The sequence below is a fragment of the Bacillus sp. DWP3-1 genome (assembly GCF_049896565.1).
GTDB lineage: Bacteria > Bacillota > Bacilli > Bacillales > Bacillaceae > Bacillus.
Map to the genome: position 1 here is coordinate 439,750 of NZ_JAFCUN010000001.1, position 21,876 is coordinate 461,625.

The window sequence follows — 21,876 nt, forward strand, 5'->3', positions numbered from 1 at the left end:
AGCTTATTGGAAAACGAATGCGTCGTGACCGGCCTGCTTTAATCTTGCGACGAGGTCATCCGCATTTTGTTTTGTGCGGAAAGCCCCAGCTTGCACTCGGAACATACCGCCCTCTAATACAACGAAGGCGTCAAAGCCTTTGGATTTAAGTGTGGCTGCTAATTCATCCGCATTGGCTTTCACCTTGAAAGCCCCAGCCTGTACTTTATAAAGATTACCTGCTTTTTTTTTCAGCTGAAAGGCTTTCTCTAATCCAGTGGCATGAGCGCGAGCGATGCCTTGAAGGAAGGTCGCGTTGCGGAGCTTATTGGCATCAGCTGTCGTATCGATGAAACCATTCTCTGTTAAAATAGCGGGCATAGAAGTTTCTCGAAGAACGTGGAAGTTCGCTGTTTTCTTGCCGCGGTTGGCAAAATCCACCGAGCGAACAATTTCATCATGAAGGGCATTGCGATACGTGGTGGTCGGTGCTGAAACGCCAGGATACACATAGCTTTCAAAACCTGTGCCCCCGCCTGCATTAATATGAATAGACACGAAATAGTCAGCTCCCCAGCTGTTTGCCGCATTTGTACGCTGGGACAAAGTGACGGATTGGTCAATTGAACGACTTAAGCGGACGGAAACCCCATCATATTCACTAATCATGATATCTCTCAGTAAAAGTGCGATTTGAAGTGTGATGTTTTTCTCCAAAAGTCCATTTGCAGCAGCTCCAGAATCTGTTCCTCCGTGGCCAGGATCAATAAAAATTTTCACCATCTATTCATCACCTCGTCTTTATTTTATGAGAAAATAGAAGAATTGCCTGTACAATATGCGGAAATCATTGAGACTCTTTTCTGCACAATTTGTGATGAGAAAGCTACATTTTTCTAAGAAAAAGCAAATTGTTGGTTTGTCCGCCTAAATTGGATGAATACAATGGAAATAGCACATCATTTCCTGGGAAACCGCAGAAATCCCTACAATATTCGGTATCTCGGGTCATTTTGACAGCAAACTTGGGCTTAAGCGGGCGATTGTCACGATTACAGCTCCACCCGAATAGAATAAAGAGAGAAGAGCGAGAGGTGAATACGTTGGAGCGAGCTGTCACATATAAAAACAACGGCCAAATCAATATTATACTTAACGGACAAAAGCAAGTATTGGTTGATGCAGATTCAGAGGCAGAATACCTAGAAGCCTTGCAGAAAAATGAGGCAAAACACAGCATCTTACGGGAAATAGAGCGTGAAATGAACAGCCTTGTTGGTATGGATGAAATGAAACGAAACATAAAAGAGATTTATGCTTGGATCTTTGTCAATCAAAAAAGGCAGGAACAAGGGTTAAAGGTAGGCAAACAAGCGCTTCATATGATGTTCAAAGGGAATCCAGGCACAGGGAAAACAACGGTTGCAAGGCTTGTCGGGAAGCTTTTCTTTGAAATGAATGTCCTCTCAAAGGGGCACTTAATTGAAGCGGAACGCGGAGATCTTGTCGGAGAGTACATTGGTCATACTGCGCAAAAAACAAGGGAGTTAATTAAAAAATCACTAGGCGGCATTTTGTTCATCGACGAAGCCTATTCTCTTGCCCGCGGAGGCGAAAAGGATTTTGGGAAAGAAGCGATTGATACCCTAGTAAAACATATGGAGGACAAACAGCACGAATTCATTCTCATTCTTGCTGGCTACTCCAAGGAAATGGATCATTTTCTATCATTAAACCCCGGCCTGCAATCAAGATTTCCAATCAATATCAGCTTTCCTGATTATACTGTCGATCAGCTCATGGACATTGCCAAACGAATGATGGCTGACAGAGAATATATATTTACGCAAGAAGCTGAATGGAAGCTGCGAGATTATTTAATGCACATTAAAAGCACCACAAGCCCTGCAAAATTCAGTAACGGCCGGTTTGTGCGAAACACGATTGAAAAGGCCATTCGAACCCAAGCGATGAGACTTCTGCTTGTGGATCATTATGATAAAAAAGATTTGCTCACGATTAAAAGTCACGATCTGCAAATGAAAGAGGATACGCCTACTTAAAATGGCGTATCCTTTTTATAAAGAGATACTAAAATAAACCATCCGAATAGTGGTATACGTGTGATGTGTTTGGTATGATGGTACTACTGAAAACTTAAGTACAGAAAGGAAATAACTGACGTTGAATGAACATGAAATGACAGAAAAAGCGATCCTTGTCGGCTGTCAATTGCCGCATGTCACGGATGAACGCTTTCAATACTCAATGGAAGAATTAGCTTCCTTAACCAAAACAGCTGGCGGTGAAGCTGTCAGCGTGATGACGCAAAAGAGAAATAGACAAGACAGCGCAACATATATCGGTAAAGGCAAAGTAGAAGAGCTTGAAGTGCTTTGCGAGGAATTCGAATGTGATGTCATTATTTTTAATGACGAACTGTCTCCAAGTCAGCTAAAAGCTTTGGCAACTGCCTTAGATGTGAAAATTATTGATCGTACACAATTGATTTTAGACATCTTTGCAAAAAGGGCTCGTACAAGAGAGGGGAAGCTGCAAATAGAGCTTGCCCAGCTTCAGTATGCCTTGCCAAGACTAAGTGGACAAGGGATCAGCCTCTCAAGACAAGGAGGCGGAATTGGCGCAAGAGGTCCAGGTGAAACAAAACTTGAAACAGATAGACGCCATATTCGAAACCGCATTCACGAAATTAACGGGCAATTATCTACAGTCAAAGAACACCGTACAAGATACCGGGAACGCCGGAAGAAAAATGGGGTGTTCCAAATTGCCATTGTCGGATATACGAATGCCGGAAAATCTACTTTGTTTAATCAATTAACAGAAGCAGATAGTCATGAAGAGGATCTGCTGTTTGCGACGCTTGATCCAATGACACGTAAGATGACATTAGCATCTGGCTACAGTGTGCTGATTTCAGATACTGTTGGCTTTATCCAAGACCTTCCAACAACACTGATTGCGGCATTTCGTTCCACTCTTGAAGAAGTGAAGGAAGCTGATTATTTGCTTCACGTCATCGATTCTTCTAATGAGGATTACGAAGGTCACGAACGGACGGTTCATGAGCTATTAGAAGAACTAGACGCAGACCGTATTCCGATGCTGACGGTTTATAACAAAGAAGATCAAATCAGACCAGATTTCATCCCATCTTCAAAGCATCGTCATCTGTTAATCAGTGCGAGACGCGAAGAAGATGTGAAACGGTTAAAAGCGGATATCATGGCTGAACTGAAAAAAACCTTTTTAAAGCCATATCATGTGAAGATTCCAGCTTATGAAGGAAAGCTCATCTCCGCATTAAAATCAGAAACGCTCGTGGAATCACTAGAATTTCAAAAAGAAGCAGAACTTTATGACATCACCGGGTTTAGTGGTGAGGAGCAGACCATATTAGGTCAAATCAAGAAGTATATGTTGTAAGAAAGGAATTAAATCAAGATGTTTCATACATTAAAACACGGCAGTATTTTAGAAAAAGTAGCAGCAGAAACAGAACAAGACATTTTACACGTGCATCAGCAAATTGATCAAAAGAGCGAACAAAATGAGTGGCGGGTGCTTGAAAGCTACCGAAAGTATAAAGTCAGTGACTCTCACTTTAACCTGACAACTGGATATGGCTATGATGATATGGGAAGAGACACGTTAGAAAAGATCTACGCAGATGTCTTCGGAGGAGAAAGCGGCCTTGTGCGTCCGCAGATCATTTCCGGCACACATGCGATTTCCATTGCGTTATTTGGTGTGCTGAGACCTGGCGATGAATTGATCTATATGACAGGAAAACCATACGATACGCTAGAAGAAATTGTAGGGATCCGCGGCAAAGAAGGGACAGGCTCATTAAAAGATTTCCAGATTGATTACAAGGCCATTGATTTAAGGCAAGATGGATCCGTCGATTATGACAAAGTAAAAGAGTCGATCTCCTCGAAAACAAAAGTCATCGGCATTCAGCGTTCGAAAGGCTATGCTTCAAGACCCTCCTTTACAATAGAAGAAATCGAGCAAATGATTTCATTTGTAAAAGAGATCAATGAAGAAATCATTGTGTTTGTGGACAACTGTTATGGTGAATTTACTGAATTACAAGAACCATGTCATGTGGGAGCGGATCTTATGGCAGGTTCTCTCATTAAAAACCCAGGCGGCGGCCTTGCCAAAACAGGCGGCTACATCGTTGGAAAAGAAAAATGGGTAGAAGCTTGTTCTTATCGAATGACATCTCCGGGCATCGGCAGTGAAGCGGGTGCATCGCTGTATGCGCTCCAGGAAATGTATCAAGGATTTTTCTTAGCACCGCATGTTGTGGCTCAAAGCTTAAAGGGCGCAGTGTTCACGGCTCGTTTTCTTGAGAAGCTCGGGTTCCAAACGAACCCAGCGTGGAATGCGAAAAGAACGGATTTGATTCAATCAGTCGAATTTGGCGATCCTAACAAAATGATTGCGTTCTGCCAGGCGATTCAATATGCATCTCCGATCAACAGTCACGTCACACCGCATGCGAGCTATATGCCGGGCTACGAGGATGATGTCATCATGGCAGCGGGCACCTTCGTCCAAGGAGCTAGTATCGAATTGTCAGCCGATGGACCGATCAGACCGCCTTATACAGCCTACGTTCAAGGCGGACTCACGTATGCCCATGTGAAAAATGCGATTTGCAGTGCTGTAGATGCCTTATTGGAACAAGGTTTTATCGACATACCTGCTCGATAAAAAAATCCATGTTAATATTCCTAACATTTCGTTGACACATAATATAACATGACATATAATAAATTTAAGCAAAGAGGAGGAGACAGTTGAGATGAGTGATAACATTCGCCGCTCAATGCCTTTATTCCCAATTGGGATTGTCATGCAGCTAACAGAATTATCTGCAAGGCAAATTCGCTATTATGAGGAAAATGGGTTAGTATTTCCAGCAAGAAGTGATGGGAATCGCCGATTATTTTCTTTCCATGATGTTGATAAATTACTAGAAATTAAAAACCTCATCGAACAAGGTGTAAACATGGCAGGAATCAAAAAACTTTTTGCCAAAGCTGAGGCAGAACATCCAGCGTCTGACACAAAGACCGAGGAGAAAACCACAGCCAAGCACAACTTGACAGATGATGAACTCAGGAAGCTACTGAAGAAGGAACTCATTCAGGCTGGACGTTTCCAACAAGGAACGACCTTTAGGCAGGGGGATATGTCAAGGTTCTTCCGTTAACGAATTAGCAAAAGCATTGCTATACAATTTTACCTTTTGTAGGGGAGGAGTTTTACGAAATGGCAAAATACACAAGAGAAGATATCGTAAAATTAGTAAATGAGGAAAACGTAAAGTACATTCGTCTGCAATTTACAGACATTCTCGGAACGATTAAAAATGTTGAAATTCCTGTGAGCCAGTTAGAAAAAGCTCTCGATAACAAATGTATGTTTGACGGTTCATCTATTGAAGGCTTCGTACGTATTGAAGAATCAGATATGTATCTATACCCAGATCTCAACACATTTGTTATTTTCCCTTGGACAGCAGAAAAAGGTAAAGTTGCACGCTTTATTTGTGACATTTACAAGCCGGACGGGACACCATTTGATGGAGACCCACGTAATAACTTAAAGCGTGTCTTAAAGGAAATGGAAGAACTAGGATTTAGTGATTTCAACCTTGGACCTGAGCCAGAATTCTTCTTATTTAAATTAGATGAAAAAGGCGAGCCAACGCTTGAACTAAACGATAAAGGTGGATACTTTGACCTTGCACCAACAGATCTAGGCGAAAACTGCCGCCGTGATATCGTGCTTGAGCTTGAAGAAATGGGCTTTGAAATTGAAGCGTCTCACCATGAAGTAGCACCTGGACAGCATGAAATTGATTTCAAATATGCAGGCGCCATCCGTTCTTGTGATGACATTCAAACGTTCAAACTCGTTGTCAAAACGATTGCGAGAAAGCACGGTCTTCATGCGACATTCATGCCAAAACCATTGTTCGGTGTAAACGGTTCTGGTATGCACTGTAACCTATCATTATTCAAAAATGGCAAAAACGCATTCTTTGATGAAAAAGCAGATTTACAATTAAGCGAGACTGCTAGACACTTTATCGCAGGTATCGTCAAGCACGCAACAAGCTTCACAGCGGTCACAAACCCAACGGTTAACTCTTACAAGCGTCTTGTACCTGGTTATGAAGCACCTTGCTACGTGGCATGGAGTGCACAAAACCGCAGCCCATTGATCCGTATCCCTGCATCACGCGGCATTAGCACACGTGTAGAAGTGCGCAGCGTAGACCCATCTGCAAACCCATACCTTGCACTAAGCGTATTACTTGCAGCAGGTCTTGACGGAATCAAAAATAAACTAGACGCACCAGCACCAATCGACAGAAACATTTATGTCATGGACAAAGAAGAGCGCCTTGAAAACGGCATCTCTGACCTACCTGCAACACTTGCAGAAGCACTTGAGTTGCTCAAATCAAACGAAGTCATGATCAACGCACTAGGCGATCACCTATTCGAACACTTCATCGAATCAAAAGAAATCGAATGGGATATGTTCCGCACCCAAGTACACCCATGGGAACGCGATCAGTATATGTCTCAGTATTAATAATAAAAACCCCTTGGAGCCATTGGTTTCAGGGGTTTTTTGTTTTTGTGGGTGTTTCTTATATTTTAAAATAAAACAGGCATCACCCACAATTCACCCACAAAAAAATGATGAAAAAATCACTCCATGATCTTGGAGATATACTCTTCATATTTATTCATTGAATCCTGTAAATTTTTTTGATGATATGAGATAAATATCAGATGTTACCCGAATGCTTCTTCACCAGGTTTTCTTTGGAAATAGTGATTTCTTTATGGTTCGATTCTTCAAATCAATATCTTTTCTTTGAAGGGCAGCAGAGAAAGAGAATCTAGGGAATTTTGAGTTGGAAAATGTAAATGATAGTTTCCTTGAAATTAAACTTCATGATGCTGAATTTTACTCAAACAGAGACGGTCAACCTATAATTTATGTAGCTACTGCAGTAAGCTTGCCTGTCCAATCAAAAAATAGCAAAGAACCCTTACTGAAGTAGGTAAGGGGTAGCTGGTTATATAATAAGTGTTGGTTTTTTATATGCTGTAGGTTGCTAAGTTGTCTAACACAGCGAAATAGAACAATATCAGAAATAAGGAAAAAGGTCACTTATTTAGGTACTATATTATAAATTTTTTCTTGAAAAATATTGAGCGACATTTAAACATCTTTGTTAGTAAAAAGCGTAAGAGCTGTTTGAATAAAGGCATCTGTTGCTTTTGATATATCTTTCATATCTAGCACTGCTATATTGATATCTCTGAACGTATCTGGTTTTAATTCACGAAAAACGACTTGGTCTGGCAGCGACCAAATATTTTTTTTAGTTGTAATGGTTATTCCTAAACCTTCTTGTATCATACTTAATCCTGTCTCTATATACTCCATTTCAAACCGAACTTTAGGAGTCAAGTTATACTTTTTAAATAAATCATGAACCTGTACCTCATAACCCCCTTTTCCCATTAGTATATCTTCACCTTGTAAGTCGGGAATACCTATTGTTTCTTTCTGATATAAAGGATGGCTTGAATGCATAAGTACAATCAGTTGATCTTTCATTAAATGTACGGTATCAAAATCTTTATCAGGAGGAATAATAATGCCAACATCAATGCATTTAGAACGTAACCACTCTTTAACTTGACCTACACTCCCTTCTGAAAGTTTGATTTCTAGGCCGGGATATTGATTCTCCATTGCACGTATGATTTTAGGAACAAATCTAGTACAAGCAGTTCGGTAGGCTCCAATGTGTAACTTCCCAATCTCTAATCCTTGTTCAGCTGCAACTAATTCATCTACTTTTTGTAATTCACTCAGAATCTTTCTGAAAATAACCAATATACGCTCCCCTACATCTGTGAAAAACAACCCATTTTTCTTATCTCTTTCAATTAACTTTGTTCCTAGTTGCGATTCAATTGTTGCTACGGCTCGACTTACCGCCGGCTGTGTCATGTGTAATTCCTCACCGGCTTTTGTAAAACTTCCTGTTTCAGAAATTTGGACAATCAGTTGAATTTGTGATCTATTCATAGCTTTTTTGATATCTCCTATATGATTAATATGCATTTTAATTGTATTGAAACTTAATGTACCATAAAAGAAAATAGAACTTCAAGATATAATCCGAGACAATAAGTGAGGTTAATTATCCCATGTATGCTCCATCATTCGCCCGAAAAGATTCCTAGTTTTTTGACCAATGACTTCAATCTTAAAAAGGAGAGAAGTATGATGAGTACTAGTGAAAAAAGAAGAGCGGGATTTTGTTCGCAATGCGTTTCAAAATGTGGAGTTATATCCATTACAGAAAATGATCAGTTAGTAAAGGTGCTTCCGGATAAAAATCATCCGAATGGGGGAATCTGTCCAAAAGGAGCAGCAGCACCTCAAATCGTCAATCACCCTGATCGTATCCTTTTTCCTTTAAAGAGAACTAACCCAAAGGGGCAAGACCCGATATGGGAAAAAATCACATGGGAAGAAGCCATCCAAACCATCGCAGATAAACTAAAACAGATTCGTTCTGAAACAGGGGCAGAAACTGTTTCTTACACTTTTCCAACGATTGGTGCAAGCGGAAGCTTTAGCTGGGGGCCATATTTGCAGCGCTTGATGAATCTATACGGCACCCCCAACTATATTTCTCATACCAATGTCTGCCAGTGGGCAAGGGACGAGGGATCAAAATACACATATGGTGTTGGATTGCCTCAACCCGATTTTGAACATGCTAGCTTGATATTGATATGGGGACACAATCCAGCAGATACGAATCTTCAGACTTGGAAAAGGCTGATGGCAGCCAAAAAAAGAGGAAGTAAACTAGTAGTAATCGATCCACGCCGAACAACGACAGCTGCTGCGGCAGATTTATGGATTGCTCCGAATCATGGAACTGATATCGCTTTAATATTAGGGTGTCTTCAGTTTTTGATTGAGAACCATTCATATGATGAGCAATTTCTGCTCCACTGGACTAATGCTCCTTTCTTAGTGGATAAGCGAACGGGAAAATTCCTTCGCCCGGAACATCATCAGCCATATGAATTTTTAGCTCTTGATCAGAAACAGAAGCCATTTAAAATCGATACTCGGGAAGATCCCGAGACATGGTCAGAACATATTTTACTTTCAGGTGAATACGAAAATGAGAATGTTTCTTCAGAAACCGTCTTTTCTCAATTATTGAAACAAGTCTCTTCATTTACAATGGAACATGTAGAAAAAATAACGGGTATTCCAGCTGAGAAATTAACGGAACTTAAGGGTTTATTATGCCAAGAAAATCCGATCGCCTATTATTCATGGAATGGCTTAGAACAGCATGTAAATAGTTCATCAACCAATCGAGCATTATGTATCCTTTATAGTCTGACTGGTTGTTTTGATAAGCAAGGGGGGAATATTGTCCTCCCATCTTTACCAGTAAACTTAATAAAAGGTCAAGATTTATTACCACCTTCACAAGAGCAGAAGCGTCTAGGGTTAGATCAGAGACCTTTAGGTGCTCCAAAGATATCTGCTTCAGGGTATGATTTTGTTCATGCTGTATTAAACGAATCCCCGTATTCTATGAGAGGGTTATTAAGTTTTGGGGGTAATATGGTCACTCAAAACCCAGGAAGCGAGAATATGATAAAAGCCTTAAAAAAATTAGAATTTCATGTGCACGTTGATATGTTTCATAGTCCAATGACGCGGTTTGCAGATATTGTGTTACCTGCTGCACACGCATGGGAGTCCCCGAGTCTGTTGGCGGGTTTTGAGGGGAATTTACAAACGGCTCAACATATTCAATACAAACCTGCAATGTCAAAGGCTCCTGAGGAAGCTCGTCCTGATCTGCAAATAATCATGGATATAGCGTTAGAAATGGGTTATCAAGAAGAGTTTTGGAATGGAAATATTGAGGAAGCGTTTAATGACTATCTTGAACCAGTGAATGTAACATTAGACCAACTTCGATCTCATCCTGAAGGTCTGTCTGTGCCCCTAAAAATAAAATATTGTAAATATAGAGAAAAAATAAATAAAAGAGTCAAAGGCTTTTCTACCCCGACAAGAAAGCTGGAGATTTATTCCGAGTTTTTATTAGAGCATGGGTATGATCCACTGCCCCAATTTGAAAAACCATTAACTGTTCCGCATTATCAGAATCAATCTAATGATTTTCCGTTAGTTCTTTCTTCATTTAAATTAAAAGGTTTTTGTCATAGCCAGCATCGTAATATTGCTAGACTAAGGAAAATGCATCCCGATCCTTTTGTTGAAATCCATCCCCAAACAGCTCAAGTGTATAGGTTAAATGAAGGTGAATGGATTTATTTAGCCTCTCCTCATGGCAGGATGAAGGCAGTCGCTCGACTGACAGAAAGTATACCCTTGGGTACGGTATATACTCAAGCGGGCTGGTGGGATGAGTGTGATGAACTAAAATTAGCTGGATTTGATCCATTTTCAGTAGAAGGTGCAAATGTGAATCAATTAATAGGTACAGATGAGATCGACCTCATATCAGGTTCCGAACCATTAAAATCTTATCGATGCCAGATTCATAGGATATGATAAATGCTTTTCCCTAATTGAAGAATAGAAAAAAGTAAGCTTAAAAAGCTGATGACTCCTAACGTTGGAGGCTTCAGCTTTTTTCATCTGCATTACATAACAGCAGATTGCTTCTATACTGAAATTATCATATCAATTTTGTTATATATTATATGATTAATATGCATTTTATTTATGCTGTGACTTCATGTACCATTAAATAGGATTGCACATCAAGAAAAGTATCGGAGGTAACAAATATGATCAATCGTAATAGATTATTTCTATTTGCACTTATATTAGCTGCATTTAATCTTAGGCCTGGTATAACTTCAGTTAGTCCAGTTTTGCACGGAATAACAAATGAATTAGGTATGAGTTCTGCTTCGGCTAGTCTACTTACATCTATTCCTTTATTATGTTTTGGTTTTTGTTCGTTATTCGCTGGGCGTCTAGCAAATCGCTATCAATCAGAGAAAACCATCACATTCTTTATCGCTTTTATAGGTATTGTAACGTTTTCGCGTGTCTTTACAAATTCGTCAGTCTATCTATTGATAACGGCTTTATTCATTGGCGCGGGAATTGGGATTGTAAGTCCTTTACTCTCTGGTTTCATTAAAAGTCACTTTCCGGAGAAGGCAGCATCCATGATAGGCATATATTCTACTTCAATGGTAGTTGGAGCATCCATTTCTATTGGGCTAACGACACCACTTCAACACTGGCTTAATAATTCATGGAAAAACGGATTAGCATTCTGGAGTATTCTTGCTCTAATCGCTGTTCCACTTTGGCTTATGGTCATTAAACATTCTCATACACATACAGCATCACAAAAGAGAAATGCCTCCTTGCCATTAAAAAATAAAAAGGCGTGGTTATTAACCTCTTTTGTAGGGCTTGTCACTCTTATGTTTTATTGTTTTGCAGCTTGGCTGCCAGCCATCATAGAGGAAAAAGGATGGACGTCAGCATTTGGTGGTCTTGTAGGTACAATAGCTATGATTGCACAGTTGCCAGCTACTCTTTTATTGCCTAGTCTCTTGAGGGTGCTACCAAGTAGAAGACTTTGGATTACAATTTTTACCCTCAGTGTAATGACTGGCTTATCCCTTTTATGTTTTACAAACGTGACACCTATTGTTGCAAGTATATGTTTAGGGGTTGGTAGTGGTGGTCTTGTCTCACTAACTTTATTATTACCGATAGATAAGGCATCGTCCCCTATGGAAGCAAGTACTTGGTCAGCAATGACTCAAGCAATTGGATATATGATTGGTGCAGTGGGCCCATTTATAATCGGCTTTCTTCATGATTGTCTAGGAAGCTTCGTTCCGACATTATATGTTCTTATACTTTTAGGTTTCATTGTTATGTTACTGGGATGGAAAATCACGAAGCCAGCTCATGCTAAAGAAGAGGGGTTATCTGTGAAATAAATCTATTCTTGTAACTGTAAGGTTAGCTTGTACTCATATGATGTATTTATTCAGAAAGGGGGTGATAATAATGGAGAATAACTCGAATTTACAGCAAGCGGTTAAAATATATAAAGCACTCGGTGAACCAACACGATTAAAAATTACTCGTTTGCTTGTTAATGAAGCAAATTTATGTTGTTCGGATATCGGGATAAGACTTGAATCAATTGCTGGATCAACTTTATCACATCACTTAAAACAGTTAACTGATTGTGGACTTCTTAGTACTCATAAAGAGAGCACATATGTATACTACATCTTAGACCGTGAGTTGATCAGAAAGTATGCTCCATATGTGATGACGTGATTTCTCTTTTTTGTGTTTCTGCACTTACAGAGATATGCAAAAAAGGTATAGTTTCACTTTTCTCGATTATGGCTGATTTGCTTGGTATGCTATCTTCGGTTTTTTATTGGGACTTCTAAGTCTATCTATTACTAGTACTTTAGAAAAATTCACTAAAGCAATCACCTATCGTTATCATAATCGCTTTAAATTCATGGTTTGTCATTTTTTTAAAACATTAAATAAAAAACTATAAAGGTCAATCTACCCACGTGCAAGGAGTAGCTCTTTCTCATTAATTTTTTAAACGTGCGGTTAGTTTTTGAACTTAAATCTATTGTTCTAGAAATATAGAAATAAAAGGTGTGAATTATTTTGTCAAATATGTGGAAAATTTATTTATTAGCTGCCATTAGTTTTCTTAATGGTACATCAGAATATGTGATTGCAGGAATCTTAGACAAAATTGCTGAGGCCAATCACATTTCAGTTTCATCTGCAGGACAGTTAATCACTGTGTTTTCAGTAGCTTTTGGTGCAGGGACACCCTTTCTAATTGCTATGTTTGCTCGAATGGACCGAAAAAAACTTCTTGTCTATGCTTTAACCGTTTTCTCTGTCATAAATATTCTTATCGCGATGATTACAGGATATGAAATGCTAATGGCAGCTAGAATAATCTCTGCCCTTAGTGCTGGTGTTATGCAAGTCACAGTTCTAACCCTTGCAGCAGTTTTAGCAGCTCCAGGAAAGCAAGGAGGTGCGATTGCTACAGTTATTATGGGACAAAGTTCTGCTTTGGTTGCAGGTGTACCTATAGGTAGAGTTGTGGCTTCACATTATGATTGGAATGTCATATTCATTGGACTTGGTGTAGTAGGATTACTTTTCTCTGTCTTAACTTTGTTCGCTATTCCAAAAACAGTCGCTGAAGAACCCGTACCTTTGCGTGAGCAGTTTAAATTTTTTATGAAACCACGTATCGCAGCATACTTGCTTATCACTTTTCTATGGTTAGGTGCATATTCGGTTGTATTTACGTACATTTCGCCATATTTCCTAGACATTTTCGGAATGAGTAACCATGGGGTAACGACAGCTCTCTTTATATTTGGTATTGCTAGTGCTATTGGAGCCCAATTAGGAGGTTTTAGTACAGATAAGTGGGGAGCATTTCGGACATTAACTGGAGGAATGGTACTCCACGCTATTGCACTATTGTTATTCCCATTTATCGGTCAATTTGCTTTTCTTTTCTATGTATTGCTTATTTTCTGGGCGCTTGCAGCTTGGTCTTCCGGTTCGCCAATACAATTTCAGCTAATAAGTCTTGCTCCTGCTGCAGCAAGTATTGTGCTTAGTTTACACAGTGCTTTGGGACAACTTGGAATGGCAGGTGGAGCTGGTATCGGCGGTATTGCTGTAAAAAATGGTTTGTTGAATTATCTTCCTTGGATTGGGGCTTTTACCCTTGCTATTGCTGTCTTAGTCACTGTTGTTGACAACTTTCTATCTAAACGAAAAACAGTCTAAAGAAACTCAGAGCACTCTTTGTATAAAATAAAAATCTATTATCAAGTGGTTTGATTCAACTTCTACATGATGATGTCCAAACAGTCGCATCAAAAGGCAGCTCTGGAGGATAATTGGTTAAAAAACGATAAAGTGGATTAAAGTGTCAGACTCCTTATGGTATTCTAATAAAAGAATATTCCATAAAAGGAGTCTTTTTTATATGAAAATATTAGATGCTCCATCTTTACTATCAGCTGTCGAACAGAGGTCAAAGGCCTATCATGAGCTTCAAGAAGAAATGAAACTTGTGAAAAAAGCATTAAAAAGTGTATCGGGATTAGGTGACGAGTTTACTGGAAAAGGTGCAGATAATATCAAAGCTTTTTATAATGATCTTGCACTATACACGGACACTTATCTTGATTTTATCGATATGCAAAAGGCTTTTTTAGATGGAGTGAAAGGAAAGCTTGATGATGAATCATTAGGCGGTAGTACATTTATTGACGAGCACTTCTTAGACGCTCAATTGAAGCAAGGCATTCAGAACAATAAAGATATGGTGAAGGAACAAAAAGAAGCCCTTACGGCTATTTTTGACGATATTAGTGATTTGATTGAATTGCAGACATTTTCCAGTAAAAAAGTAGACGAGCACTTAGATGATGCGAACAAAAAAAGAAAAGATGCAATTGAGGCTATACATACATTAGATCATGCCCTAAAAACAGAATACGCAAAATCAGAAGCGATTGAGAAACATCTTGCAACTTTTTATACAAAAATGATGGCTGCTACAGGAAAAGGTAAGAACGCTCAGCCCATGTATTATGATGCAAAAGCATTTCATGAAACAGATGTGTACAAGAATCATGATAAAATTGATGCACAGGTGAAAGCTTACTTAAAAGTGAAAAAAGAAGAAAAAGAGAAACGAAGAATCAAAGAATTGAAAGAAAAGCTCAATGATCCTTCGTGTATATCAGTAGAGAAATACTTTGAGATTGTAGACGAAATTGGATATGAAAATCTTTCTTACGATCAAAAAATGTATTACAGCCAGCTGCTCCAAATCAAAGCGCAGGAAGAAGCATCAGAGGTATTTGTTGATAGTGTAAAAGGTGCTGCAGTTGGTCTATATGATGTGGCAAAAGATACAGTTGTTGGCATCTACGATCTTGTAACAGACCCTGGAGGTGCCGTTGAATCAGTCGTAACGGCTGTTTCTCACCCAATCGAAACATCGAAAGCGATTGGAAAATCAATTTCAGACTCATTCCAAAAAGAAGTCATAGATGGTGATGCGTATTCTCGGTCACACTGGTTTGCCTATGCGACTGGTTCTTTAGCAGAAATCGTCTTTGGCTCTAAAGGGGCAGGAGCCATTACAAAAACAGGGACAACAGCGGCCAAAACTACAGTGAAGAAAGGGCTTGAACAAGGAGCAAAATCAATAGAAAGAGTCTCTATACCTAGCCTATTGCCATATTCACCAAAGTTTCAAATGGCTGGTGGCCCGAAGTTGCCATATAACGTGTTTGACGGAGAAAATCTCAAAAATAAACTCCTCTCCATGGCGAAGCGTCTAGACAACAATTCAGGATACGGAATCTCTAAGACAGGCAGACGATTACCAGCACCAAAATCACCGCCAACCGTTGTCAGTTACGGAGACCACTATGTGAGGTGGAAACGTAAAAAAGTATTAAAACCAAATGTCGTTTATTCAACAAAGCAAGGGTACACCTACACAACCGACCACTACGGAAGGATTGTCAAAGTCGAAGCAAGTGATTTAAAATACGGAGAGATCAAAAGAAACCAATACGCTCAATCCAATTCAGGAAAGCCTGACAGATTACTAGATGATGATGGTGGGCATTTAATTGCTTCAATTTTTAAAGGATCTGGAGATATTGATAATCTTGTGCCGATGAATGGGAATTTAAACAAAGGTGAGTGGAAAAAGCTTGAAAATACTTGGGCTGATGCTCTTCAAAATGGTGATGAAGTTAAAGTGAAGATTACACCTAACTATAAAGCGGATTCTCTACGCCCAGAAACTTTTGATATTAAATATAAAATCGGTGATGATGAATGGGAAATCAAAAGGTTCGACAATGTGTATGGAGGTAAAAAGTAATGAATGAAGAAAAAATAGAACATTTATATAAAGAGATAGTTGATGTTGTAGTGGGAACAATACCAATTGAATGGGGAAAGGTGTATTTATATGGTGAGGTAGTTGAAGGTTCTCAAACTGTTTACTTTTATTTTTCATCTAAAGAAAATGAGGGTAAACTGGTATATAGTCATGAGATCACTGAACTTTTTGAAGTGAGTGAACATGAATACAAAGAAAGATGGCATCAATTAGTTGACTGTATCCAAGAACTTAAGAGAGAGTTTGAACAAAATGGTCAAGAACCTTGGACAAACTTCACAATGATATTTGATGAAACGGGGCATTTTAATATAGAATTTAATTATGATGACCTTTTGAATACAAACCCTCATGAAAGAAAAACTATTTGGAAATATAATCATCTAGGTATTATACCTAAAAGTAATTCTGGTAAAAAACATTTAGTAAAATACTTCTCTACATTGGAGTAACTTTTAGAGATGTTATAAAATTCGTTTTGATAGATTAAAGAAATAAAGACTAGAGAACATATTGAGAGCATCATTCCAAGCAGAAATGGTGCTCTTATTCAATAATGCCCCCTATTAATCAATAACAAAACAGACACACTTAGCAACAAAATAAAAATCAATACATATGGAATCAACTGTGTATTGATTAGCATGTCAAAGAAACCGATTCACGAAAGCAAAAATATCGAAAAACACAATATTCTTTTCTAATTAAATCTTTCTTTTCACTTTATCGAAACCAATAAACCGTCACTTCACAATCACCCAATACCTCTTCAATCATGTCTTCCACAATCGTCCAATCGCCGCCCGCCAGTCCGCAGCCTATCCCGTAAGGAATGGCGATGGAAGTTCGGTTTTTCTCTTCATGTGAATGGGTTACTGTGTCTTTTAGGCTTTGTAAGCAGCTGCGTAGGGCGTCGTAATCAGTTTGCATTCTTTTTCTTCCGTATCCAGTTTGAGCAAATAAGTTGGCAATTGTTTTTCCGTCATTAGTTGTGATGAGTTGAACGGAGCTTAACAAGTCATCTCCTTGTTCTGTACATAATTGTTTATACTCTTTGTATACATTGGGGTATTTGCTTTTGATTTGTTTGGCTAATCCAGCGCCCATGACCCCTTTACAGTTCACCTGGTGACAGATGATGTCTTCACTTGCCTCTAAAATGTTACCATCCACTGTTTTGATCATATCAAGTAACCCCTTTTTAATAAAATAAATAGAAACTTATGTTCTATTTTATCAGTTTTGATCAAATTATTTAATAGCAAAAATGCTTTTTATGAGTTTCGTTTATTTGAAGACACTTCACAACAACTTGATTGTCAAAGCTGGTGCATGTCATCTAAAATATGGAGAGACTAGAAAACACGAAATGATGCAAAGAGGAGTCATTTATGAATCAATTAGAAACGAATCGTTTAATTCTTAGACCGTTTTGTGATGAAGATGCGGCAGGGATGCTGGAGTACTTGTCTAATCCAAGAGTAAATTGTTTTCTTAGTGATCGAATTTTTTCATTAGAAGAAGCTGTGGCTAAAGTGCAAAAGAGAAAAGAAGATCATTCATATGTAGCGGTTTGTTTAAAAGAAAGTCAACAAATTATCGGTGAGTTGTTTCATTTAAAAGAGGAGCCTGATACGTATTCAATCGGCTGGAATTTCAATGCAGCATATGAAGGAAAGGGGTATGCACGTGAGAGTGCTGAAGCATTCTTGACCTATTTATTTGTAGAAAAGGGAGCAAGGCGGCTTTATGCCTATGTAGAAGATGATAATGTCCGTTCACAGGCATTATGTGAGCGATTAGGCATGCGGAAAGAAGGCCTTTTTCTTGAGTTTATTTCATTTACTACTTATGAGGACGGCACCCCTAAATATGAAAACACGTATCAATATGCTTTGCTAAAAAAGGAATGGGAGCAGCATCACTCTCTATAGAGCACTCAGTGAATGATGTGCAGGTGACAGCAAAGTGACAAACATGTCATATGATTCCATGGTTTGTTCGTTCGATCGATGGAGCGGTCATCTCATTTCAATTATCCTTGTCATAAATCGAGGAAAAAGGGATGAAATGAGATGCAGGGATATAATGAAGATTTATTTAGGTGGGTGAATCAGCTCAGTATCGATCATGGTTACTTGAATCCGTTATTCATTGGACTAGCTGAATATACAGTGCTGTTAGCAGCGCTCATGTGTCTGTTCATATGGTTTCAAAATCGGAGCAGAACCAATAGGCGGGTGGTCGTATCTGCCGGATTTACTTTCATATTGGCAGAGTTAATTGGCAAAATTGCAGGAATTTTTTATTCCAACCAGCAGCCCTTTGCCGAAATGAGTCATGTCAATCTTTTGATTCAAAAGGAAGTAAATAACTCTTTTCCGAGTGATCATACCATCTTTATTTTTTCTGTTTGTCTGATCTTTTGGCTTTTTCACAAACGCCATGTTTATTGGCTGATCATTGCGTGCGCCGTTGGTTTTTCAAGGATTTGGGTAGGTGTCCATTATCCATTTGATGTCTTAGCAGGTGCTGTCATAGCGTGTTTAACAGCGGTCGCTGTTGTATATTTGCCGATATGCCAAAGGAGCGTTAATACCATTTTGTCATGTTATGAGTGGCTTGAGCAGAAAGTTGTAAGGAAGAGAACAAAATAACATGTTGCAGCAAAATACCCCGATCTGTTAATGGCTCAGATCGGGGTGCTTTTTATTTTCGCCAAAACGTTGAACAATCCGCTTTGTCTTCGATATTAAATTCGATGATTTTTTTTAGGAGAGGATAATCAACTGGCAAGCTTTCCTTCATGCGAAACATCTTTTTTCCATGATCGTAACCCGCTTGTACAATGTCAGCTGAAAAGTGATCGATTCCTTTACCTTCTGGTGCGACAGAAATGTGATGTTTTGCTACGCTAAACCCAATAATAAATGTGCCGTGGTCTGTGAACATGGGCTGATTCCAAGCAATTCTTGGCTCTAATTGAGGGAATGTGTCTAAAATCCATTGTAAAATGTCTTGTGTGCGCTGCTTCAGCTTTGGATTACCGATATTGCTTACATATTCTTCAAACACATGCATGATGTTTTATCCTCCAATTCCATCGACCTCATACGTCTCAGACGGGATTCGAACCCGCACTCCTTTCGTAAGCATAGGTTAGGGGCAACACGCCGCTCTACGGAATTTCACCTGTCGCAGCTAGTGTGCTTTTCGATGCTTCTGAACCCTTACCTTGCGGCTCGCCAGCTATAATTCGTTTTACAGTGCTCTAGCCTTCTAGAGCTGCTGAGGCGCGGAAGTTATTGATCTTATTATATATAGTAAAATGCTAATAGGGTTATTGTAAAGAAAAACCTATGTATAAAGAGATTAGGGAGATTAAACCAAAATATGCTCCAAAATTAACTATTACAAGGTATATAATGAAATCGGTATGAGTGAAAGATTGTATACACGTTTAAAAGCAAAGACTTTCCTAGATCTGGATTATGCTCTCAATGAGGTTTAATTTAAAGCACCCGTTTAGAGGAGTTTGACTTTGAAGTAAAAAACGACCCCAAAATTGGAAGTCGTTTTGTAAATATTTTTATTTTGAAACAAAGCATTTTCCGTTAGATAATACTTCGCATTTTACAAGGAAATAACTGTTACTACTTGTCCAAACTTGAGTGTAACTTACCCCATTTTGTTTAATTAATACGTAATCCCACTGATCAGGATAAGCATCTCTGACCCACTCTAACGGAGCAGCACTTGCAGTATTCATAGAAAATAACATTGTTGCAGAAAAGGCGATAGATAATACAGCTTTTTTTAATGTTGATTTTTTCAAACAAAACAACTCCTTAATTTGAATTAACCTATTATTTGTAAATAGGTTAATTCAATAGTATCAAAGAGAAAAAGCATTTTGTGTCGAATTTTGTAAAAATACCTTAAATTTACCTATTTATATAAGGTGATAATTTTCACAATGTATGAATAAACCTTTTAACACTTTAAAAGGTGTATTGATTTGTTTTTTTATTTGCGTATAACTGGCGTCGTTTTTTGCGGAGCATGACGTAATATCGTATTATGCGATAGATTAATTGAATAGCTTTTAAAAGAGACTTTTCGTTCGGTAAATTTTGCGATTAGTTCCATGGGTTCTCTTTCTGCCGCAGATCTTTACGCGAATCGCACAAAATAGTCAAAGGCACATATGATAAAAGACCATATGGATTTGTATACAGCATTGAATTGGGCTGATAGAAGGTGACAAACCTGTTGATGAGTAAACTGAAAGAGATAAACTATCAAACAAAAATGAAGGCGTTACTCACAAGCGTTCAAGGACAAAAAGCCCCAAAAAAGGGCTTTTTTCATTTCATCACGAGATGATTGGGTACTTTAAAACCGAAAAAAGGTGAAATATTTACGCAAACATCATTGACTAGAAGAAAGAAACGCATTTTCAATGGAAACGGTTATTGAAGATTCAAGTGATTCATATTAAAATGATCTCAAATGGACTAATTAGCAATTGCTAATAGAAGTTCCATATTTAGTGAAATCATGTGATGCAGCTGAAAGTGATTGGGGGTGTAGAATGAGCAAGATTCCTGTTGCGGAATTGGCATCATTATTAAATGACTGGAACATGGAAATCAAAAAAGATCATGCAGATGAGGCAGAACGGTTATTTGCTAAAGCGAAACAAGCGGTAGAGGAAATTGACGATGCGGACATCCTTATGTACTATTCTCTTCTTGAGAAGAGGCATCACATTCTCATGTACAATTTAAGAGGGCAAAAGGGCAGTGTTTCAACGAGAAGTATAGAAGCTCATCACGGAAAAAAAGAGGATGACTTGTCTAACCGACTTGCCTACTATTTTGATTTTTATGAGGGTGTGTATGAGCAGCATCAAGGAAATTACGAGGTTGCATTGCAAATGTATCAAAGTGCTGAAAAGCTCTTAGATAAAATTCCAAGTGAGATCGAACGTGCTGATTTCGATTTTAAGGTGGCCTGGCTTTACTACCGGCTTAGTCATATCATGCTCTCATTAAGCTATATCCGCAGAGCACTTCACGTCTATAAACGGCACAAGCATTATGAAAGAAGAACGGCACTTTCATACTCTCTCATTGCGGCGAATCAAACAGAGATCGGCCGGTATGAAGAGGCGCTTGAAAATTATCGTCTGGCGGAAGAGGTTTTGACAAGCGAGCAGGATGACTTTATGCTGGCTCAGCTCCATCACAATGTAGCCATTTTATATTCATTTTGGAACAAACCGAAAGAATCAATACGTCATCTTGAAAAAGCACTGTCCCATCAAGAATATTATGAGTCGGATTTCTTTTTCCATTCTACGTATCTGATCAGCCGGGAACTCTGTGTGATTGGTGAAAAGCAGCGTGCAAGCCAATATATAGAGGCTGCGTATGCCAGAATAAAAGATGCTTCTCATGAAGTGTTTCAGCTGAAAATAGGCATCGTCCATGACCTTTACTTAACGAATGCACCACAAAGATTTCAGCAAATTGATGAGAAATTAAGAAAGTTAGAAGAGAAGAATGAATATCATGAAGTAAAAGAGCTTTCACATTTTGCTGCTAAGTATTGTGAAAAGCAAGCACTTTATGAGCAGTCTGTTTTTTACTTGAACAAAAGTTTAGAAGCGGATTTACATATGAAAAGAATGGGGTTGATTTAAGATGAAAACAGGTTTAAAAGTATTATTCGTTGTAGGTTTAGCGATCGCTGCGTCAGTTCTGACTCAA

At 38.7% G+C, this 21,876-nt stretch carries 19 protein-coding genes; 14 read left to right on the forward strand and 5 right to left on the reverse strand.

Translation table 11 applies throughout. From position 1 onward, the window contains the following. Positions 1–3: 3 nt before the first annotated feature. A complete protein-coding gene (locus ACP7A0_RS02225; protein ID WP_060596366.1) occupies positions 4–762 on the reverse strand; it encodes an N-acetylmuramoyl-L-alanine amidase in 759 nt (252 codons plus the stop codon). Between the two features lie 320 nt (positions 763–1,082). On the opposite strand from ACP7A0_RS02225, the gene spoVK reads away from it, so the two are divergent. The 5 genes from spoVK to glnA all read left to right on the forward strand — a co-directional run bounded on the left by spoVK (position 1,083) and on the right by glnA (position 6,621). Then, positions 1,083–2,042: a stage V sporulation protein K gene (gene spoVK, locus ACP7A0_RS02230; RefSeq protein WP_034662129.1), complete on the forward strand. Its 960-nt coding sequence runs from the start codon at positions 1,083–1,085 to the stop codon at positions 2,040–2,042. 121 nt (positions 2,043–2,163) lie between these two features. Further along, complete coding sequence (gene hflX / locus ACP7A0_RS02235; protein ID WP_060596368.1) at positions 2,164–3,426, forward strand: GTPase HflX; 1,263 nt, start codon at positions 2,164–2,166, stop codon at positions 3,424–3,426. 18 nt (positions 3,427–3,444) lie between these two features. Further along, positions 3,445–4,725, forward strand: a complete 1,281-nt coding sequence (locus tag ACP7A0_RS02240) for an aminotransferase class I/II-fold pyridoxal phosphate-dependent enzyme (RefSeq protein WP_426004097.1) — start codon at positions 3,445–3,447, stop codon at positions 4,723–4,725. 91 nt (positions 4,726–4,816) lie between these two features. After that, entirely contained in the window at positions 4,817–5,227 is a 411-nt protein-coding gene (locus tag ACP7A0_RS02245) for a MerR family transcriptional regulator (protein WP_106038717.1), read from the forward strand. A 59-nt stretch (positions 5,228–5,286) separates the two neighbouring features. After that, the gene (gene glnA / locus ACP7A0_RS02250) at positions 5,287–6,621 is read left to right on the forward strand and encodes a type I glutamate--ammonia ligase (RefSeq protein ID WP_060596374.1); all 1,335 of its coding nucleotides are present in this window, start codon (positions 5,287–5,289) and stop codon (positions 6,619–6,621) included. A 639-nt stretch (positions 6,622–7,260) separates the two neighbouring features. On the opposite strand, the gene ACP7A0_RS02255 is transcribed toward glnA, so the two are convergent. After that, positions 7,261–8,139, reverse strand: a complete 879-nt coding sequence (locus ACP7A0_RS02255; RefSeq protein ID WP_426004100.1) for a LysR family transcriptional regulator — start codon at positions 8,137–8,139, stop codon at positions 7,261–7,263. 201 nt (positions 8,140–8,340) lie between these two features. Here ACP7A0_RS02255 and ACP7A0_RS02260 point away from each other — a divergent pair, with 201 nt between their 5' ends. The 6 genes from ACP7A0_RS02260 to ACP7A0_RS02285 all read left to right on the forward strand — a co-directional run bounded on the left by ACP7A0_RS02260 (position 8,341) and on the right by ACP7A0_RS02285 (position 16,554). Further along, entirely contained in the window at positions 8,341–10,674 is a 2,334-nt protein-coding gene (locus tag ACP7A0_RS02260) for a molybdopterin-containing oxidoreductase family protein (RefSeq protein WP_426004102.1), read from the forward strand. Positions 10,675–10,913: 239 nt separating this feature from the next. Further along, the gene (locus ACP7A0_RS02265; RefSeq protein WP_106047828.1) at positions 10,914–12,095 is read left to right on the forward strand and encodes a CynX/NimT family MFS transporter; all 1,182 of its coding nucleotides are present in this window, start codon (positions 10,914–10,916) and stop codon (positions 12,093–12,095) included. A 70-nt stretch (positions 12,096–12,165) separates the two neighbouring features. Beyond that, on the forward strand, positions 12,166–12,444 hold the full coding sequence (locus ACP7A0_RS02270) for an ArsR/SmtB family transcription factor (RefSeq protein ID WP_189293827.1): 279 nt from the start codon (positions 12,166–12,168) through the stop codon (positions 12,442–12,444). A 363-nt stretch (positions 12,445–12,807) separates the two neighbouring features. Then, positions 12,808–13,956, forward strand: a complete 1,149-nt coding sequence (locus ACP7A0_RS02275) for an MFS transporter (protein ID WP_375567682.1) — start codon at positions 12,808–12,810, stop codon at positions 13,954–13,956. A gap of 202 nt (positions 13,957–14,158) precedes the next feature. Continuing rightward, positions 14,159–16,081, forward strand: coding sequence for a T7SS effector LXG polymorphic toxin (locus ACP7A0_RS02280; RefSeq protein WP_426004105.1), 1,923 nt, complete (start codon positions 14,159–14,161; stop codon positions 16,079–16,081). Then, positions 16,081–16,554, forward strand: a complete 474-nt coding sequence (locus ACP7A0_RS02285; protein ID WP_426004107.1) for an antitoxin YezG family protein — start codon at positions 16,081–16,083, stop codon at positions 16,552–16,554. Before ACP7A0_RS02280 ends, ACP7A0_RS02285 begins: the two co-directional genes overlap by 1 nt. Positions 16,555–16,825: 271 nt before the next feature. On the opposite strand, the gene ACP7A0_RS02290 is transcribed toward ACP7A0_RS02285, so the two are convergent. Further along, positions 16,826–17,287 carry a macro domain-containing protein gene (locus tag ACP7A0_RS02290; RefSeq protein WP_060596379.1) on the reverse strand — a complete coding sequence of 154 codons (462 nt, stop codon included), beginning with the start codon at positions 17,285–17,287 and terminating at the stop codon, positions 16,826–16,828. 206 nt (positions 17,288–17,493) lie between these two features. On the opposite strand from ACP7A0_RS02290, the gene ACP7A0_RS02295 reads away from it, so the two are divergent. Then, the gene (locus ACP7A0_RS02295; protein ID WP_106071501.1) at positions 17,494–18,036 is read left to right on the forward strand and encodes a GNAT family N-acetyltransferase; all 543 of its coding nucleotides are present in this window, start codon (positions 17,494–17,496) and stop codon (positions 18,034–18,036) included. 141 nt (positions 18,037–18,177) lie between these two features. After that, the gene (locus ACP7A0_RS02300; RefSeq protein WP_066030866.1) at positions 18,178–18,759 is read left to right on the forward strand and encodes an undecaprenyl-diphosphatase; all 582 of its coding nucleotides are present in this window, start codon (positions 18,178–18,180) and stop codon (positions 18,757–18,759) included. Positions 18,760–18,811: 52 nt separating this feature from the next. Here the strand turns inward: ACP7A0_RS02300 and ACP7A0_RS02305 are convergent, their stop codons facing one another. Together ACP7A0_RS02305 and ACP7A0_RS02310 are read right to left on the reverse strand one after the other, a co-directional pair. After that, positions 18,812–19,183 carry an iron chaperone gene (locus ACP7A0_RS02305; protein ID WP_034660752.1) on the reverse strand — a complete coding sequence of 124 codons (372 nt, stop codon included), beginning with the start codon at positions 19,181–19,183 and terminating at the stop codon, positions 18,812–18,814. A gap of 508 nt (positions 19,184–19,691) precedes the next feature. Then, positions 19,692–19,937: a hypothetical protein gene (locus tag ACP7A0_RS02310; RefSeq protein ID WP_034660753.1), complete on the reverse strand. Its 246-nt coding sequence runs from the start codon at positions 19,935–19,937 to the stop codon at positions 19,692–19,694. A 759-nt stretch (positions 19,938–20,696) separates the two neighbouring features. On the opposite strand from ACP7A0_RS02310, the gene ACP7A0_RS02315 reads away from it, so the two are divergent. After that, positions 20,697–21,809 (forward strand): tetratricopeptide repeat protein, encoded by a 1,113-nt coding sequence (locus tag ACP7A0_RS02315; RefSeq protein WP_426004111.1) that lies wholly within the window; start codon positions 20,697–20,699, stop codon positions 21,807–21,809. Positions 21,810–21,876: the final 67 nt, after the last annotated feature.